The sequence below is a fragment of the Streptosporangium sp. NBC_01755 genome (assembly GCF_035917995.1).
Taxonomy (GTDB): Bacteria; Actinomycetota; Actinomycetes; order Streptosporangiales; family Streptosporangiaceae; genus Streptosporangium.
Map to the genome: position 1 here is coordinate 661,652 of NZ_CP109131.1, position 17,362 is coordinate 679,013.

General features: G+C 69.0%; 14 protein-coding genes. 11 read left to right on the forward strand and 3 right to left on the reverse strand.

Features of this window, described 5'->3' with window-relative positions; genetic code table 11:
- Positions 1-49 precede the first annotated feature (49 nt).
- From OG884_RS02730 to OG884_RS02765, 8 genes are all read left to right on the forward strand, one after another.
- Positions 50-1,168 carry a glycosyltransferase family 4 protein gene (locus OG884_RS02730; RefSeq protein ID WP_326641777.1) on the forward strand — a complete coding sequence of 373 codons (1,119 nt, stop codon included), beginning with the start codon at positions 50-52 and terminating at the stop codon, positions 1,166-1,168.
- Positions 1,165-2,253: a glycosyltransferase gene (locus tag OG884_RS02735; protein WP_326641779.1), complete on the forward strand. Its 1,089-nt coding sequence runs from the start codon at positions 1,165-1,167 to the stop codon at positions 2,251-2,253. The genes OG884_RS02730 and OG884_RS02735 overlap by 4 nt, the downstream gene beginning before the upstream one ends.
- A 3-nt stretch (positions 2,254-2,256) precedes the next feature.
- Entirely contained in the window at positions 2,257-3,588 is a 1,332-nt protein-coding gene (locus OG884_RS02740) for a hypothetical protein (RefSeq protein WP_326641781.1), read from the forward strand.
- 261 nt (positions 3,589-3,849) lie between these two features.
- Complete coding sequence (locus OG884_RS02745) at positions 3,850-5,031, forward strand: glycosyltransferase (protein WP_326641783.1); 1,182 nt, start codon at positions 3,850-3,852, stop codon at positions 5,029-5,031.
- Positions 5,028-5,993, forward strand: coding sequence for an NAD-dependent epimerase/dehydratase family protein (locus tag OG884_RS02750; protein ID WP_326641785.1), 966 nt, complete (start codon positions 5,028-5,030; stop codon positions 5,991-5,993). Before OG884_RS02745 ends, OG884_RS02750 begins: the two co-directional genes overlap by 4 nt.
- Before the next feature lie 56 nt (positions 5,994-6,049).
- On the forward strand, positions 6,050-7,039 hold the full coding sequence (locus tag OG884_RS02755; RefSeq protein ID WP_326641787.1) for an NAD-dependent epimerase/dehydratase family protein: 990 nt from the start codon (positions 6,050-6,052) through the stop codon (positions 7,037-7,039).
- On the forward strand, positions 7,036-8,073 hold the full coding sequence (locus OG884_RS02760) for a glycosyltransferase family 4 protein (RefSeq protein WP_326641789.1): 1,038 nt from the start codon (positions 7,036-7,038) through the stop codon (positions 8,071-8,073). The genes OG884_RS02755 and OG884_RS02760 overlap by 4 nt, the downstream gene beginning before the upstream one ends.
- 4 nt (positions 8,074-8,077) lie before the next feature.
- The gene (locus OG884_RS02765) at positions 8,078-9,460 is read left to right on the forward strand and encodes a polysaccharide biosynthesis tyrosine autokinase (protein WP_326641791.1); all 1,383 of its coding nucleotides are present in this window, start codon (positions 8,078-8,080) and stop codon (positions 9,458-9,460) included.
- Here OG884_RS02765 and OG884_RS02770 read toward each other — a convergent pair.
- Both OG884_RS02770 and OG884_RS02775 read right to left on the reverse strand, forming a co-directional pair.
- On the reverse strand, positions 9,438-10,250 hold the full coding sequence (locus tag OG884_RS02770) for an arsenate reductase/protein-tyrosine-phosphatase family protein (RefSeq protein ID WP_326641793.1): 813 nt from the start codon (positions 10,248-10,250) through the stop codon (positions 9,438-9,440). The two genes, OG884_RS02765 and OG884_RS02770, sit on opposite strands and share 23 nt — an antisense overlap.
- A gap of 172 nt (positions 10,251-10,422) precedes the next feature.
- Positions 10,423-12,153: a DUF4012 domain-containing protein gene (locus OG884_RS02775; RefSeq protein ID WP_326641795.1), complete on the reverse strand. Its 1,731-nt coding sequence runs from the start codon at positions 12,151-12,153 to the stop codon at positions 10,423-10,425.
- A 1,339-nt stretch (positions 12,154-13,492) separates the two neighbouring features.
- Between OG884_RS02775 and OG884_RS02780 the strand changes: the two genes are divergently transcribed.
- From OG884_RS02780 to OG884_RS02790, 3 genes are all read left to right on the forward strand, one after another.
- Positions 13,493-13,780 carry a transposase gene (locus OG884_RS02780; protein ID WP_326637890.1) on the forward strand — a complete coding sequence of 96 codons (288 nt, stop codon included), beginning with the start codon at positions 13,493-13,495 and terminating at the stop codon, positions 13,778-13,780.
- Between the two features lie 47 nt (positions 13,781-13,827).
- Complete coding sequence (locus tag OG884_RS02785; RefSeq protein WP_326641797.1) at positions 13,828-14,652, forward strand: IS3 family transposase; 825 nt, start codon at positions 13,828-13,830, stop codon at positions 14,650-14,652.
- A gap of 395 nt (positions 14,653-15,047) precedes the next feature.
- Entirely contained in the window at positions 15,048-15,839 is a 792-nt protein-coding gene (locus OG884_RS02790; protein WP_326641799.1) for an SDR family NAD(P)-dependent oxidoreductase, read from the forward strand.
- A 126-nt stretch (positions 15,840-15,965) separates the two neighbouring features.
- On the opposite strand, the gene OG884_RS02795 is transcribed toward OG884_RS02790, so the two are convergent.
- Positions 15,966-17,186, reverse strand: a complete 1,221-nt coding sequence (locus OG884_RS02795) for an ABC transporter ATP-binding protein (RefSeq protein ID WP_326641801.1) — start codon at positions 17,184-17,186, stop codon at positions 15,966-15,968.
- Between the last annotated feature and the right edge of the window lie 176 nt (positions 17,187-17,362).

A 17,362-nucleotide genomic window follows, 5' to 3' on the forward strand; every position in this document is an offset into this window, starting at 1 on the left:
GGCGACGTGACCGAGCGCCCGAAGGAACAGATCTCTCAGGGAAGCTGACATGAGGATTCTCCACATCGGATACCGGCTCCCGCCCGAACCCGGGGGGAAAGAGCGCTACATAGAGCGGCTCGTCCACGAGCAGGCACTGCGGGGGCACACGGTGACCGTCGCCCACCGGCGTGGCGACGTCCCGCACGGCGCGCGGACGCTCCCGCCGGTGCGAACCGGCGTCAGCCGCGCCGTCTCCAGCAGATCGGACGTGGTCGCCTTCGGCATGGAGTGCGCACGGGCGCTTCGCCGCGCGCGCCGGTTCGACATCGTTCACCTGCACGGCGACCACCGTGAGGCGCTCGGTCTGGGCGCCGCCGCCCGGCGGCTCGGCATCCCCGTCGTGCTCCACGTGCACGGTGCTCTCACGGTGCGGCACCAGCGGATCATGCCGTGGGCCCTGCGCCACATCGACGGATTCGTCGTCTCCGGGGAGCGGCCCCGAGCCGGACTGCTGGCGGCCGGCATACCGGACCGGCTGATGCGGATCGTTCCCAGCGGCGTGGCCTTCGATCACCTCACCCGGCTTCGGGAGAGACATCCCGTCGAACCGGGACTGATCGTCAGCGTCGGCTCCCTGGTGAAGGTGAAGAACCACGCGCTGACCATCCATGCCTTCCACAGGCTGCGCGCCACCCGTCCTGGCGTGCGACTCGTCATCGCGGGGGACGGCCCCGAACGCGCCCGGCTTGAGCGGCTCGCCGGGATCGGCTCGGGGATCGAGTTCGCCGGGCACCTCTCCCCCGACGACGTCTACTCCCTGATGGGACGGGCCCAGATCCTCGTACACGCCTCCCACAGGTTCCCCACCATCGGGGAGGGCATTCCCACGGCTCCCATGGAGGCCCTCGCACTGGGCACCGCCGTCATCGTCTCCTCCGACTCCTCACTCGACCCGGCCATCGCGGACGAGGACGCCTACCGCGTCTTCCGCACGCAGAGCGCGGAGGACCTCCTGACCCAGCTGCGGACGGTCCTCGACGACGAGGTGCTCTGCCTGCGGCTGATGCAACGCGGTGTGCGGGCCGTCGCGGAGCACGACTGGCCGCTGGTGGCCGGCCACATCGAGAAGTGGTACGAGACGTTCCTGGCCGGACGGCCCTCTCTCTTTGCCGCGGGCGTGTCATGAGGAGCCTGCACGTCTGCGAAGTGATCAAGACGCTGGACGTGGGCGGCGCGGAGGTACTGCTTGTCGAGAGGCTGCTCGCCGCTCCCCCGACGGGCAAGCGCTACACCGTCGTATGCCTGCGGGCCTCCACTCGCGAGCTGAGCGGACGGCTGCGAGCGGCGGGCATCGGAGTCGTCGACCTCACCACCTACCCGCGCTGGTTTCGCGCGGCTCGCCTCGCGTGCGTGGTGCGAAGACTGGAACCCGACGTTCTCAACATCCACTCCCCCCTTCCCGCGTCGCTCCTGCGGCCCGTGTCCCAGCTGCTGAGTCCCCGCCCGGCCCTGATCTCGACCGTGCACAATGTGCGCTACCGGCTGCCGACGATGCTGCTCGACCGGGCGACGGGCTGGCTGGACACCCGGACCGTGGCCGTCTCTCCGCAGGTCGCCCGTGCTCGCACCGGCAGGCGCTCACGTGGCCTGTCCGTTCGCGTGCACGGCGTCCAGGTCGCGGAACAGCGCCGTTGGGCGACCCGATCGGAACAGACGAGGCGGGAGTGGAACGTCTCCCCGGACGCCTTCCTGATCGTGCACGTCGCCAACTTCCACCCGCAGAAGAACCACGAGTTGCTCGTCGAGGCCGCGGCGAGGGTCGAGGAGCGAGATCCCCGGCTCGTGTTCCTTCTCGCCGGATCCGGTCCCCTGCAGGCTCGGGTGGCCCGCCGGGTCGAGGAACTCGGCCTGGGCAACGTGCGCCTGCTCGGTCACGTGCCCGACGCCGGCCGGCTCATCGCCTCCTCCGACCTGCTGGTACTCAGTTCCTGCTACGAGGGGTTGCCCGTGGTCGTCATGGAGGCTCTCGCCGCGGGCGTGCCGGTCGTGTCCACCGCCGTGGGCGGAGTACCCGATCTGATCGAGGATCGGGTGAACGGCCTCCTCGTCCGGCCCAAAGATCCCGTTGCCCTCGCCGAGGGCATCCTGCGGGCGGCACAACCGGAGACCCACGCCCGCCTTCGCGAGGGAGCGCGGGAAAGCGCGGAACTCGTGGACATCAGCCGGGCTGCCGACTGGTTCGACCGGCTGTACGACGAGGTCTGCTCCTAGGACATGGTCAACACTCTCGGACGCGCCGTCCACCGGATGCGCCCGCCCGGCGGGCGCCAGTTGCGGACCTTCGCATCGCTGACCGCCGCCGGCCTGGGCGAGGCGGTTCTTCCCACTCTCAGCCTGATCGCCCTGGTACGCCTGACGGGAAGCGAGACATCCGGCCAGGTGGTCTTCGCCCAGTCCGTCGCGACCGTCTGGTTCCTGCTGTGCGACCCCTGTCTGGAGAACGCCGCCCAGCGGTTCGTCCCCATCGAACAGCAGCGGAGCGGACGGGGCTCCGCGCTGTTCATGCGCCTGATCCACTGGGACGTGGCGATCGGCGTGGCCGCGACCGGCCTCAGCCTCACGGCGCTGCTGACCGCGCGCCTGCTGGACCACGTCTCGGACGAGTTCGCGCTCATGCTCGCTCTCGCGATCGTCGCCCGCGGGGCCATGGCGTCGTACGGCACGGCGGGTGCGGCCTTCGCGTTGACGGACCGGCTGCGCACGCTGGGCGCGCTCAGGACGCGGTGCGCGCTTCTGTCGTTCGGACTGTCCCTCGGCGGGCTCCTTCTCGGCGGGCCCCTGCTCTACCTGGCGGGCCAGGCCGCGGGCGCGCTGGTGATGGCGGTGGTGTTCTACCTGCTGGCGACCCGTGGGCTCGTCGCGGAGCTGGGACCGGCCGTCGCACGGGTCCGGCTGCCCTCGGGCATGGTCGCCTTCACCGTGAAGACGTCCATGGGAACCAGCGTGGCCGGAATCTCCGACTCGGGCATCCTCACCCTCGCGGGCCTGCTGGGCGGCCCCAACCTGGTGACCATCCTCAAGATCGCATCGGCCCCCGGCCGCTTCTACGCCAATCTGGCCGTCCCGGTGGCCGCGATGCTCTATCCCCGGATCATCCGGGCCGCCACGGCGGGAGCCGGGACGGCGCCCATCAGGCGGGACATCTCGCGCACGGCCCTGCTGTTCACCGTGGCCGGAGCGGCGACCCTCGCCGTCGCGCTCCCGACGACCGACGCCGTCATCGGCATGGCCTATGGAGCTCAGTACGCCCACATCGGCGTGGTCGCCGTGGTGCTCCTGGGCGCCGCGTGCGTGAAGGGATCGGTGTGCTGGTCCAACGTGCTTCCCCTCGCCCTCGGCAGGCCGGGCTGGAGGCTCGCGTATCTCTCGGCGGAGGGGGTCATGCTCCTGGGCGTGCTCCTGGCCGCCGCCTGGACCGCCTCGGGCCCGTTTCAGGCATCGCTCTGTTTCGCCTGGGGAGCGCTGGCCGTCGCCATACTCGGCACCGGTTTCTGGATCGCTTCGTTGCGGCACATCACCGACCTCGAATGTTTGGACTCCAGATGATTTTCCACTAGCGAAACACAGAAATGCGGACATAGAGCAAAAGGCCCATTTCGCTATGCCGCCGTCACAGCCACTCACCACGTCGTCACTCCCGATGGGGACCAAAGGGTGGACTGCGAACACTTGGGGCGACCCAACTAGATCATGCCTAGGTAGGGAATGGGAAAAACATCGCGCCACCACCGTGATGGCGTCGGCAAACGACTCGGGTGGAGAACTAGTTTCTCCGACGTGAGCCAGGCCCGTCATCAAGGAGCCCCTATGAAGCCGGACGGCCGGATTCGTATCATGGAGATAATCGCCAGGATGAACGTCGGCGGCCCCGCCACCCAGGTGTCGGGGCTGTTGCAAGGGCTGAACACCGACGAGTTCGACCACCGCCTCTACACCGGTCACGTCGACGAGCACGAGGGCGACCACCTCCGGCTGCACGACGCGGGAACCCGGGTGCACCGGGTGTCCTGCCTCGGCCGGTCGGTCAGGCCCGGAGACGACTGCCGCGCGCTCTTCTCACTGATCCGCGCCATACGGACGTTCCGCCCGCACATCGTGCACACCCGCACGGCCAAGGCGGGCGCCCTGGGCAGGACGGCGTCCCGCCTGTCCGGTGTCGCCTCGGCCCGGGTGCACGTCTTCCACGGGCACCTCCTGCACGGTTACTTCTCCCCGGTCAGGCGCGGGCTCTACGTGCGCTCGGAACGAATCCTGGCCTCCATGTCGGACCGGCTGGTGACGGTGGGGTCCAGGGTCAGGGACGATCTGCTCCAGGCCGGGATCGGGCGCCCCTCGCAGTACGTGGTGATCCCTCCCGGCGTCCGGCTGGGACCGGTCCCCGACCGCGGGACGGCCCGCGCCGAGCTGGGGCTCCCACCGGACGCGCCCGTCGTGGCGTACGTGGGCCGCCTCACCCAGGTGAAGCGGCCCGACCGGTTCCTCGCCGTGGCCGACGCCGTGTCCAGGCAGATCCCCGGCTGCCGCTTCGTCGTGTGCGGCGGCGGCGAGCTGAGGCGGCAGGTCGCCTTGGACGTCGAGCCCGTCCGCGACTCCTTCCACCTGCTCGACTGGAGGAAGGACGTGGAGACCGTCTACGCCGCCGCCGACGTGGTCATACTGACCTCCGACAACGAGGGCACCCCGCTCACACTCATCGAGGCGGGCATGGCGGGCAGGCCGGTCGTCTCCACCCGGGTGGGAAGCGTCGCCGAGGTCGTCAGGGACGGGCACACCGGTCTGCTGGCGTCGACCGACCCGGCCGAGCTCGCGGCGCACACCATCCGCCTGCTCTGCGATCCGGGCCTGGCCCGCCGGATGGGCGAGTCCGCCCACGACTGGACGAAGTACGCGTTCGGCGTGGAGCGCCTCGTCTCCGATACCGAGCACCTGTACCGGTCGCTGTGCGGGCAGGCCGGCCGACGGCTCGTGGCGGGGGAAAGCAACCGATGAGGGTACTGGTGACGGGCGGAGCCGGTTTCATCGGCGCGCACACATGCCGGGCACTGGCGGAGCGGCCCGAGGTCGGGCACATCACGGTGCTGGACGACCTCAGCAGCGGGGACCTCGCCAACCTCGAAGGCGTCGAGGCCGACGTCGTGACGGGCAGCATACTGGACCGGGACCTGCTGACCGACCTGGTGGCCGGCGTCACCCACGTGATCCACCTCGCCGCCCGGCCCTCGGTCCCCCGCTCCCTGGCCGATCCGCTGGCCTCGCACGCCGTCAACGCGACCGGCACCCTGCACGTGCTGGAGGCGTGCCGCGCGAGCAGGCCGCACGTGATCCTCGCCTCCTCGTCCTCGGTGTACGGCGACAGCCCCGAACCGTACAAACACGAGGACCTGCCCACCAGGCCGCTCAGCCCGTACGGGGCCAGCAAGCTCGCCACCGAGGCCTACGCGATGGCCTACGCGCACAGCTACGGCCTGCCGGTCCTGCCGTTCCGCTTCTTCAACGTCTACGGCCCGCTGCAGACCGCCGGACACGCCTACGCGGCCGTGATCCCGGCGTTCGTCTCCGCGGCGCTGCGGGGCGAGCCGGTGCCGCTGCACGGCGACGGCCGCCAGGCGCGGGACTTCACCTACGTGGGGTCGGTGACCCAGGTCCTCGCCGACGCGGCCGTGCACCGGATGACGAGCACGAAGCCGGTGAACCTGGCGTTCGGCACCCTCGTCTCCCTCCGGCACCTGATGGACGTCCTCTCCGAGGTCCTCGGCCGCCCGGTCGAGTCGATCCGCCTGCCGCCGCGGGCAGGCGATATCCGACAATCCCAGGCCTCTCCCCATCTGTTGCGCGAACTGTTCCCCGGTGTGTGCCCCGTCCCGCTTGAGGACGGGCTCCGCACGACGGTGGCCTGGTTCGAGAAGTCACAGGTCCCGAGCATCAAGGCGGGGCTCGGCACGCACGCGTGAACCACCGCTTCCTCCCGGTAACAGAGATCTCTCCAAGCACGTGATGAGGAAACCCCGTGAGCACAGCATCAAGAACCAGCTATCTGATAACGGGTGGCAGCGGATTCATCGGATCGCATCTGGCCGACGCGCTGCTCGCGCGCGGTGACTCCGTCGTCGTCCTGGACAACCTCTCGACAGGCCGGCTGGAGAACCTGCGGCCCCATCCGGAGCTGCGTTTCGTACACGGTTCGGTCCTGGACGAACTCATTGTCGACGAGTTGGTCCACCGGTGCGACGTCGTCGTCCACATGGCCGCCGCGGTCGGCGTCAAGCTGATCGTCGAGCAACCGTTGCGGTCGCTGACGACCAACATCCGGGGTTCGGAAATCGTCATCGAGGCCGCGCACCGGTACCGGAAGAAGATCCTGATCACCAGCACGAGCGAGATCTACGGCAAGAACTCCTCCAACGCGCTGCGCGAGGACGCCGACCGCATCCTCGGCAGCCCCGCGGTGGTCCGCTGGGCCTACAGCACCGCCAAGGCCGTCGACGAGATCCTCGCCAACGCCTATCACAAGGAACGCGGCCTGCCGACGATTGTCGTCCGGCTGTTCAACACCGTGGGCCCGCGGCAGAGTCCGACCTACGGCATGGTGATCCCGAGCCTCGTCCGGCAGGCCCTGTCGGCCACGCCGCTGACGGTCTTCGGCGACGGGACCCAGACCCGGTGCTTCGCGCACGTCGCGGACGTCGTCGACGCGCTGCTCCGGTTGCTCGACGAGGACGCGGCCATCGGTGAGACCTTCAACATCGGCTCCACCGACGAGGTGAGCATCATGGAACTGGCGAAACTCATCATCGAGTTCACCGACTCCACCTCGGGAATCGACCTCATCCCCTACTCCGAGGCCTACGAACGGGGATTCGAGGACATGACCCGCAGGGTTCCGGACACCGCGAAGCTCCGCGCGCTCACCGGCTGGGCTCCCCGGCGCTCTCTCGACAGGATCCTCACCGAGATCATCAGGGAGTCCGTCGGCGATCCGGCGGCGTGCCCCCGGTGAACGGAACGATCACCCTCACCGCGGGCACGGCCTGCCTTCTCAGCGTGGCGACCGCCGTGCCGCTGAGGCGCCTGGCGCTGCGCTGGGATCTCGTCGACCGCCCCGGCGGGCACAGGGCCCACACCCGCCCGACCCCCTACCTCGGCGGCATCGCGATCGCGGCGGGCACGGTCGCGCCCACCGCGATCGCGATCGGCTTCGCCGATCTGCAGATCGCCGCGATCCTCCTCGCCGCCACCGCGGTGTGCGTCCTCGGCCTGATCGACGACATCGCCCCCCTTTCCGCTGCCACCAGGTTGACCGTGGAGACCATGGTGGCGATCGGGGTGGTGCTCTCCGGCGTCCAGGCGACCGTGACCGGGACATGGCTGGACGGCGCCCTCACCGTGGTGTGGGTCGTCGTGATGACGAACTCCTTCAACCTGCTGGACAACATGGACGGCGCGCTGGGGACCGTCACCTCCGTGACCGCCGCTCTCCTCGCGGCCACGGCCCTGGTCCAGGGCCATATCGCGCTCGCGGTGCTGCTGGCCGCGCTCACCTGCGCGTGTCTGGGCTTCCTGCCGCACAATTGGGCACCCGCGAGAATGTTCATGGGGGACTCCGGATCGCTGTTCCTCGGATTCACGCTGGCCTGCTCCGCGGCCGTCCTGGTCACGGGACGGCCGCCGGCCGCGACGATCGCCGGACTGCTCCTGCCGACCTTCGTCGCGACCGTCGACACCTGCGTGGTCTTCCTCTCCCGGATGCTGGCGAACCGCTCACCGTTGCAGGGCGGCACCGATCACCTGTCTCACCGGCTACGTCACATCGGACTGGGGACCCGAACGGTCTCCGCGACGCTGGGCGCGATCACAGCGATCACCGGCGCCCTCTGCCTGGCGATGGTTCTGGGCCGGCTGTCACCGCTCATCGTGCTGGTCGTCGCGGGCATGATCGCCGCCGTTCTCATCGGCCTGCTGCGGGGCGTGAACGTCCACTCACCGGTCCAGCACCTCAGGCCCCCTCAGAAAATTCGCGAAAGGCGGCGTTGACCCCGTGGATCTGCTCTACTACGTACGGCTGGCGCGCAGGAGTTGGCTGCTCATCCTCCTCTCAGTGATCCTGGCGGTGGGCGCGGCACTCGCCATCACCGCGAACACGCCGCCGAAGTACGTCGCGACGATCTCCATGCTGGTGTCGGGCTACGACAGGGAGGGCAGCCTCTCCACCGCCTACCAGGCGGGCATGCTGTCGGCTCAGCGGGTGCACTCCTACGCCAGCCTGCTGTCCAGCCGCCGGGTGGTCGGCCAGATCGTCGAGGGTGAGGACATCGGGCGCCTCCAGGAGAACATCACCACCGAGGCCGTCCCCGGCACCGTGTTCCTGCGTGCCACGGTCACCGACACCGACCCCGCACGGGCCTCCCAACTGGCCAACGCCCTGGGGACCCGGTTCGCCGAGCTGATCGACCAGATCGAGCGGCCCACTCCGCGCAGCCGCCCCGCCGTCAAGATCACGATAGTGGATCAGGCCGACGTCCCCCTGAGGCCCGTCAGTCCCAAGCCACTGGCCAACCTGGTGATCGCCGTGCTGGTCGCGCTGCTCTGCGCCATGGCCGTGATCATTTTCCGCGACCGTCTGGATACGACCATCAAGTCCTCCGAGGCGCTGCAGGAGGCGTCGGGCAGCTCGACCCTCGGGGTCATCGGCTACGAGCGGGACGCGCGGCAATACCCCCTGATCCTGCGCAACCGCGGCCGTTCCTCCAGGTCCGAGGCGTTCCGCGCGCTCCGGACCAACCTGCAGTTCATCGGCGTCGATCGGCAGCCGAAGTCGCTCGTGGTCACCAGCTGCCTGCCCGGCGAGGGGAAGTCCTCGACCTCCGCCAACCTGGCGATCACGCTGGCCCAGGCCGGTTGGCGGGTCGTCCTGGTGGACGGCGACCTGCGCCGTCCCAGTATTCCCCGCTACCTCGGCATCGAGGGGTCGGTCGGCCTGACGGACGTGCTGATCGACAGGGCACGCCTGAACGAGGTCATCCAGGTCTGGGGCGAGGCCGGTCTGTCCGTCCTGCCGAGCGGCCAGATCCCACCGAACCCGAGCGAGCTGCTCGGCTCGGGCGGGATGCGTGAGGTGCTCGCACAGCTCACCGGGGCGTACGACATGGTGATCATCGACGCGCCGCCACTGCTGCCCATCACCGACGCGGCGGCGATCGCCGCGCTCTGCGACGGCGCGCTACTCGTCGCCCGGTACGGCAGGACACGCCGGGAGCACATGGCCCGCGCCTCGGAGCTGCTGACGTCGATCAGCGCCCGCGTGGTGGGAACCGTCCTGAACTTCGTCCCGGCCGGTAGCGGCACGTACTACGGCTACAACTACGGGTACGGCTACGAGGCCGAGGCCAAGAAGCCGGTCAAGAAGCCGGTGAATGTGTGAGCAACCCGAGCGGGACGGCGAGCGACCTCGCGATGCTCCGTCCCACCATCCGGTAGACCAGCCGGGACCGCCGGTACGGGTCGGCGATGTCGGGCCGGTCCACCCGGACCAGCCCGCGCAGCGCCCGTACCTCGTCGACCAGCGCGCGGGCCCGCCGTACGGGATCCCGGTGCCGGGTGATCTCCTCGGGCGACACGGCCCGCGCCAGCACGCCGAACTCGGCGATGGTGAAGGTCCGCGCGGCCGCCGCGAGGTGCACGGCCACCGATTCCGCGCGGTGCCCGCAGGTGGCCGTCAGCACGAGGTCCGCGGCGGCCACCAGCTCCGGCACGAGCGGGCGGGAGCCGAAGCCGGTGGGATCGCCGCCGAGCCGTATCAGGACCCGCCGGGCATGCCCCGTCATCTCCCGTCCCGTTTCCGCGTGAGTGCCCGCGCTGATCACCTGGACCGCCGGGCACGGCCCGAGGGCCGAGCGGGTCAGCCGCTCGGCCAGCGGGGAGCGGCAGACATTGCCGGTGCACACATAGAGGACGCGGAAGCGGACACCGTCTCGCGGTACCTGCGCCTCCCGGACATCCCGCCAGCAGCGCGGCCCGCAGCCCTCGTGTCCGGCCGGGGCGCTCTCGCCACTGCCCGGGCCGGACACGAGGGCCGCGGAGTCCCGCGCGCTCCCACCGGTCCGCGGTGAAGCCTTCGTGACTCCTCCGCTCTCCGAGGAGGGCGGCTTCTCGCCTCCCTCGGCCGAGGTGGGCGACGGCCAAGCCCTGACCGCTTCAAACATCGGAGCCATGACCGGGAAGCAATTCACCTGCCGGGCAAACCCGGCAGTCCCCTCGCTGAACATCATGGCGCGAAGGTAGATCGCCCTCGGTGCGCCGCCGCCCGCGGCGCGCGGTCCTTTGCTCTTTTCTGCCGATACGACGCGGGACGGGTCCGGGCTTGTCCCGTCGGGGAGTTCGGCGTCAGGGGGCGCAACCCCGCTGGTCCTGGGTGACGCGGGTCCGCTGGGGACGGACCAGCGGTTGCACCGGAACCAGCGGCGGCTCAGCGGAGGCGGGTTCGCTGAAGTCGAACTCCAGCCTCCTGGACTGCCCGGGGGTGAACTCCACCAGAGCCGAGTAGACGGGGTGGGAGCGTTCGATCTCCCTGATGACCTCCGTCCGGTGGCCATCGAGCCGGGCCTCGGTCATCCTCGCCCCGGACCCGCCGTACAGCGACACCCAGAGCAGGTTGGAACCCGGTAGGTGGCTGCGCCGGGGGACGTCGAGCCGGCCGGTGACGTAGGAGGGCAGCGTCGTTCCTCGCGGGACGTCGTTGGTGAGCCGGATCCGCACCGTCGAGGGGCGCAGCCCGCCCCGGCAGGGACCCAGCTCGTAGTCGAGGGAGCGCTCCAGGTAGTAGTCGAGTTTGCCTCCGGCGGAGTTGTTGACCACCAGTCCCGCGAACGGCCCCCGCCGCGTCGGCAGCACGCCGCTGATCGGCATGCGTGACAGGCGCCGCTGCTCGGCCTCGTGCCGGCTCCAGATCTGGATCCGCCGCTCGCTCACCATGTGGCCCAGCACGGGCAGCAGCGCGACGGGGTCGGCGAGGGCGGCGGGCAGCGCCGCGCCGACGGCGGCGGCGATCTCGATGAGGAACCGCTTGCGCGCCGCGGGGTCGAGGTAGCGGGCGTAGGCCTCCCGCTCGGTGAGGTCGACGACGTTGCTCGCGCTCACCTGCTCACCGTCGGGCAGGGTGACCGGGCCGATCACCTCCAGCAGGCGGGCCAGGCCCACCGGGTCGGTGGCGACGGCGCCGTCCAGCCGCTCGCCACCCTGCCGCTCCCACAGCCCCGCCCAGGTCGCCGCGGCGTACGGGAAGTGCGGAGAGAGGTTGGAGACGGACAACATCCTGGTCGCGCCCGGCCCGTAACGCCGGTGGAAGTCCCGGCCGTGGCGGACGACGGGTACCGGACTCGTCGCGAGGGCGGTGTTGGCCGCGAGGCGCTCGACGGTCATCCGGCCCCGGTCGGCCCTCAGGATGCCGTAGGCCCCCACCAGACCTCCGGTGCCGCGTGCCTCGGCGTTGGTCTGGAACGCCAGGAAATAGCGGCGCGGGCCGTCTCCGCCCAGCATGGGGGGGAGCAACGCGGCGGCGGCCGCCGCGGCGGCGACCCGGCCACGCAGTTCCTCGACCTCACGCAGTGCGGTGCCGCGGGACTGCTCCAGCAGGTCGACGCCGGTGTCCCGCGGGATGGCCGCCAGGCCGGAGCTCACCCAGGCGAGCCCGCCGAGGGCGTCGTTCAGGATCGGCTCCGCCGTTCTGACGGCGACCAGCAGGTGCCTCGTGTCACCGGGGAAGCGTGCTCGCGCCGCGGCGAGCATCGCGCCTGCCCGCTGCAGACCGCCCAGCACGTCGGTCAGCTCCGCGGCGCTCTCCGCCAGCCCTCGCACGGCCGTCGCGGCGTTCCCCAGCACCGGAAGGTAGGTGACGGTCGACCAGGGCACGCCGGTGGTCAGCCGGCGCGCCTCGGCCGCGTGCCACCGGGCGTCCGCGAGTGGCCCGGCCATGAGGCCCGGATCGTGTACGCCCGCCACCGCGCGCAGCCGGAGCAACGCGCTTCTCGTCGCCTCCAGGTGTTCTCGCACGCTCAGGCCGAGGTGTGCCGACCAGCCTCCGGCCGACAGGACTGCGAGGGCCAGCAGACCGGCCATCGCGATCCCACGGTGTCTCCGCCGACAACGGTGTCTCCTAGCCGACAACGGTGTCTTCTAGCCGACATCGGAAGAGCGGCGACGCCTTACCGAGATCAGGGTGCTGATGACCCCGATGCCCAGCAGGCCACCGCCCACAGCGGTCGCCAGCGCCAGTGGCGCTCCGGTGAAGGGCAGTCCGCCGGTCGCGCCCTGAGCATGCGGGCGCGAGCAGTGCCTCCGGCCTCCCGCGCAGCCGGCCCCGCAGGCGCCTCTCCCGCAGCCGCGCCTGCCGCAGTGGTTTCTGTGGCATCTGCCGTTTTTCTCCAGTTTTATGGAGGAGTTGTTCTGGTTTCTGGATTCGAGATTCTGGTGTTGAGGCTGGTGTTGAGGCCGCGGCGGGTAGGGCGGCGTCTCCACGGCGACCACGGGTGGCATCGTGCCGGTTCCGGCCGCTGCCGCCGCGGTGGCCCCGGCTACCGGTCCACCAGCGGCTATCACCGCGAGGAGAAAGGGCACTACATATCTTCTGACCATTTCAGGCCTCCTATGGTGAAAAGCAAGCTTGGAACAGAGCACTTAAACACAAGCGATATGTCCCCGGAACCCGTTCTATCCCCCTAATGACACCGAATGGTTTGCCCGGCTCGCGTCCCTTACCGAACGATTGTCGATCTTTATTCGATCTTTGACACGCGGTTCGACGATCGGATCCACCACCGCGGCCGCCACCGTTCGCGGCCGCCACCGTTCGGGAACGGGCGACCGTCCTCCCCCGGGTGCTGGAGGATCTCACCACGCCAGGCGCCTGGGCGGTCGCGTCCGCGCAGGTGGTGTACGAGTGTTTGAGATCGGTACCTGCGTCGCGCCTGGCTGATCGCCGTTGAAAAGCGCGGCGTCGTCCGTGGGAAAAAGCGCAGCGAGGGCGGCGAAGTGGCTCAGGACCGCTCACCGGCAACACATCGCACGGGGCCGAAGATCAAAAACGCGGCGAGGACGGCGAAGTGGCTCAGGACCGCTCACCGGCAACGCATCGCACGGGGTGGTGGCGGGCGTTGGGCGGGTGTGGGTGACCGGGGGCGGGCCGGTGGAGCTCCGGGAGGGGGCAAAGCGGGTCATGGCGGGCGTGGAGGCGGGGCCGTGGCGGTGACGATCGGGGATTTTCCATGATCTGGATGAGTTGGCACGCTGGGGGCGTGCGGATTCACCCAGATCAAGGAAGGCGCCACTGCCACCCCTCGGGTGGGCCGCTTTTCGTGGTGGAAGGCCCGATTCGTCCCCACACCCGGCCTGAGCTTCCCCCCGTAGCACGGCCACCTCACCTGAGTTGACCCTGTGTCGGCTGGGAAGGAAGTGCTTCGTGCCTGCACCTCACCCGATCGAGTTCCGTCAGCGTGCCGTCGAGCTTGCCCGTAAGGGTGATAAACCGGTCTCTGTCCTTGCTAAAGACCTGGGTATCAGCGATTCCTGTCTGCGGAGTTGGATGCGCCAGGCCGACACCGATGACAACGGCGGCGCGAAGCTGACCAGCGCGGAGAAGAAGGAACTCTCCGATCTGCGGCGTCGAACCCGGCAGCTTGAGCTGGAGAATGAGATCCTCAAGCGGGCTGCTGCGTATTTCGCCCGGGAGAACGTGCTCCCAAAATAGGGTACGCGCTGGTCCGTGAACTCGCCGATGATGACTTTCCTGTCGCGGTGGCCTGCCGGGTGTTGAACATTTCCAGATCGGGTTACAAAGACTGGGTTGGCCGGCCGCAGTCTCCACGCGACCAAAGAAACACCGAACTATTGAAGCTGATCCGTGACATCCATAAGACGTCACGTTACAGCTACGGCTCACCGCGGGTCCACGCGGAGCTGACGCTCGGCCTGGACCTGGAGATCAACCGCAAGCACGTCGAACGGCTCATGCGCGAGGCCGGCATCCAGGGCATCTACCGGCGCAAGGGCCGCCGCAACCTCGTCAACGCCGCCACCGAGGAGGATCTGGTCCGCCGGGCCTTCACCGTGGAAGCGCCGGACCGGCTGTGGGTCAGCGACATCACCGAGCACCCCACTGACGAAGGGAAACTGTATTGCGCCGCTGTCATGGACGCCTATTCTCGTCGCATCATCGGCCATTCTATCGACATAAGCCAGACTAGCGCTCTGGTCGTCGACGCGATGGTCATGGCCGTCGCCCGCCGTAACCCGCCCAGCAAGAAGACGGTCCTGCATTCTGACCACGGAACACAGTACACATCGTTCTCGTATGGGAAACGGCTCCGCGATGCTGAACTCCTCGGCTCGATGGGAACCGTCGGAGATTGCTACGACAATGCCATGATGGAATCGTTCTGGGGAACGATGCAGCTCGAACTGCTCGACGTTAATAAATGGTCAACAAGAGCCGAGTTGGCCAGCGCGATGTTTGAATGGATCGAGTGCTGGTATAACCCGTATAGGCGTCATTCCAGCATCGACATGAACAGTCCAATCGCGTTCGAAGAGCTCTACAAGCCCTCAGACGCAACCTCGTGATCCCACACCATCGGTGGCTGTCGTACGGGGGGAACCTCAGCCGAGGGCGACCCCTGACCGGACGCCCCGCGGACCTTCGTACCCCGCGCGAGGCGGCGGCGAGCAGCGGCCCCGAACCCTTCCGCACCGCGGCGGACCCGTACCGGTGAGCGGCCCTGAACCACTCCACGGTCCTCGGCGCGCTTTTGACCTTCGACTCCGCACGACGCGACACCGGTGAGCGGCCCTGAACCACTCCACGGTCCTCGGCGCGCTTTTCACCACGGACAACACCGCGCTTTTCACCACGGACAACACCGCGCTTTTCCACCGTGACCGGCTCACCGGATTCGGGCGCTCGTACACCACGTCCATGGACGCGACCCTGGGCCCCGCGTCATCCCTAGACTGCGGGTATGCCAACCGCATTGATCACCGGGGCGACGGCCGGCATCGGCGCCGCCTTCGCCCGCCGCCTGGCCGCCGACGGATTCTCACTCGTCCTGGTCGCCCGCGACGAGAAACGCCTCGTCTCGGTCGCCGAAAAGCTGCGCCTGCGCTACGGGGTGAGCAGCGAGGTGCTCGCCGCCGACCTGGTGACCGACGAGGGCCTGGAGTCGGTGGAACGGCGGCTCCGCGAGGGGGTCGACCTGCTGGTCAACAACGCGGGCTTCGGTCATCAGGGCAACTTCCTCGACGTTCCCGTGGAGGAGGAGGTGCGGATGCTCAGGCTGCACTGCGAGGCGGTGCTGCGGCTGACGCTGGCCGCGCTGCCGGGAATGAGGGAGCGTGACCGGGGCGCGGTGATCAACGTGGCGTCGGTGGCGGCGTTCTTCACCCGGGGGTCCTACAACGCGTCCAAGGCATGGGTGGTCAGCTTCAGCGAGTCCGCGGCCATGGAGATGGCCGGTACCCGCGTGCGGGTCATGGCCCTGTGCCCGGGTTTCGTGCACACCGAGTTCCACGAGCGCGCCTCGATGGACACGTCGAGCATCCCCGGCTTCCTGTGGCTGTCGGCGGACAACGTCGCCCGCGAGGCCATGCGCGATCTGGCCCGTGGTGTGCTGGTGAGCATCCCCGATCTGCGTTACAAGGCCATCGTCAGGGTCGGCAGGTTGCTTCCCCTCAACCTGATCAGCCAGGTCTCACGTCGACTTGGCCGCCGACGGGACACCGCCGACAGGACGCCGACGGCTCGGCGCCGCTGACAGAAGACGCCGCTGACGCTGACAGAAAGGGCCCGCGCCACGGGAGGCGGTCGCGGCGCGGGCCCTTTCCGGCCTGCGGGGGCGATCGAGGGCGGGCCTCACGGACCTCACGGGCCGCCGGGTCGATCAGACGCGGGTGTTGGCCTCGTGGCCGATCGCCAGACCCGAGACCGGGTCGAAGAAGTGCAGGTTGCGGGTGTCGACGACCAGCTCGATGCTCTGACCGGGGCGGACGTGGCTGCGGGAGTTGACCCGGGCGGTCCACAGCGACTTGTCGCCCACCAGCGGCAGCGTCGCCTCCTCGTCGCCGTCGGCGTCGGCGGCGGCCACGGTGTCCTGGTGCTGGACGGGCGGGGCGTCGATCAGGAAGAGCACGTTGATCTCGGAGCCCAGCTCCTCGGTGACCTCGGCGCGGACCTGCAGGCGGGTCCAGCCGCCCGAGGATCCGTTGGCGGCGACCGAGTCGTCGAAGTCGGAGGGGCGGATGCCCAGGATGATCTTCTTGCCGAAGTACTGGTCGAGGCCGTGCTTCTCGGCGAAGGTCTCGTTCGGCACCGGCAGCCTGAAGCCCGCGAAGGCGACGGCGGCGCCGCCGTCACCGCGCACCAGCTCGGCGTTGACGAAGTTCATCGACGGGGAGCCCATGAAGCCGGCGACGAACAGGTTGACCGGCTTGTCGAAGAGGTTCTGCGGGGTGTCGACCTGCTGGAGCAGGCCGTCGCGGAGTACGCAGACGCGGTCGCCGAGGGTCATGGCCTCGACCTGGTCGTGGGTGACGTAGACGGTCGTCACACCCAGACGCTCGTGCAGGGTGTTGAGGGAGGCCCGCATGGAGACGCGGAGCTTGGCGTCCAGGTTGGAGAGCGGTTCGTCCATGAGGAAGGCCTGCGGCTCGCGCACGATGGCTCGGCCCATGGCGACACGCTGGCGCTGGCCACCGGAGAGGGCGGCGGGCTTGCGCTTGAGGTACTGCTCGAGGCCGAGCATCTTGGCCGCCTCGTTGACGCGCTTGGCGATCTCCGCCTTGGGCATCTTGCGGAGCTTCAGACCGAAGGCGAGGTTCTCCTCGACGGTCATGTGCGGGTAGAGCGCGTAGTTCTGGAAGACCATGGCGATGTCGCGGTCCTTCGGAGGCAGGTGGTTGACCACCCGGTCGCCGATGGCGATCTCGCCGCCGCTGATGTCCTCAAGCCCGGCGATCATGCGCAGGGCGGTGGACTTGCCACAGCCGGACGGCCCGACCAGCACCATGAACTCCCCGTCCCTGATCTCAAGGTCGAGGCCGTTCACGGCTTTGACGCCGCCCGCGTAGATCTTGTCGACTTTGCTGAGAACGATGGATGCCATGGAAGTCCTTAGCGCCTCGGGCCAACCCCGCGTTCACCCGATATTGGATACGTTTTCATGCATCTCACCGGAAACGGATATCTCTGTCAAGAGGCTTAACGGTTCTGGCTTGTCAGAAGGGCAGTCGTTACCGCTTCGCGCTGGATCGAAAACGGAAAATATGATGGAATCGTTTC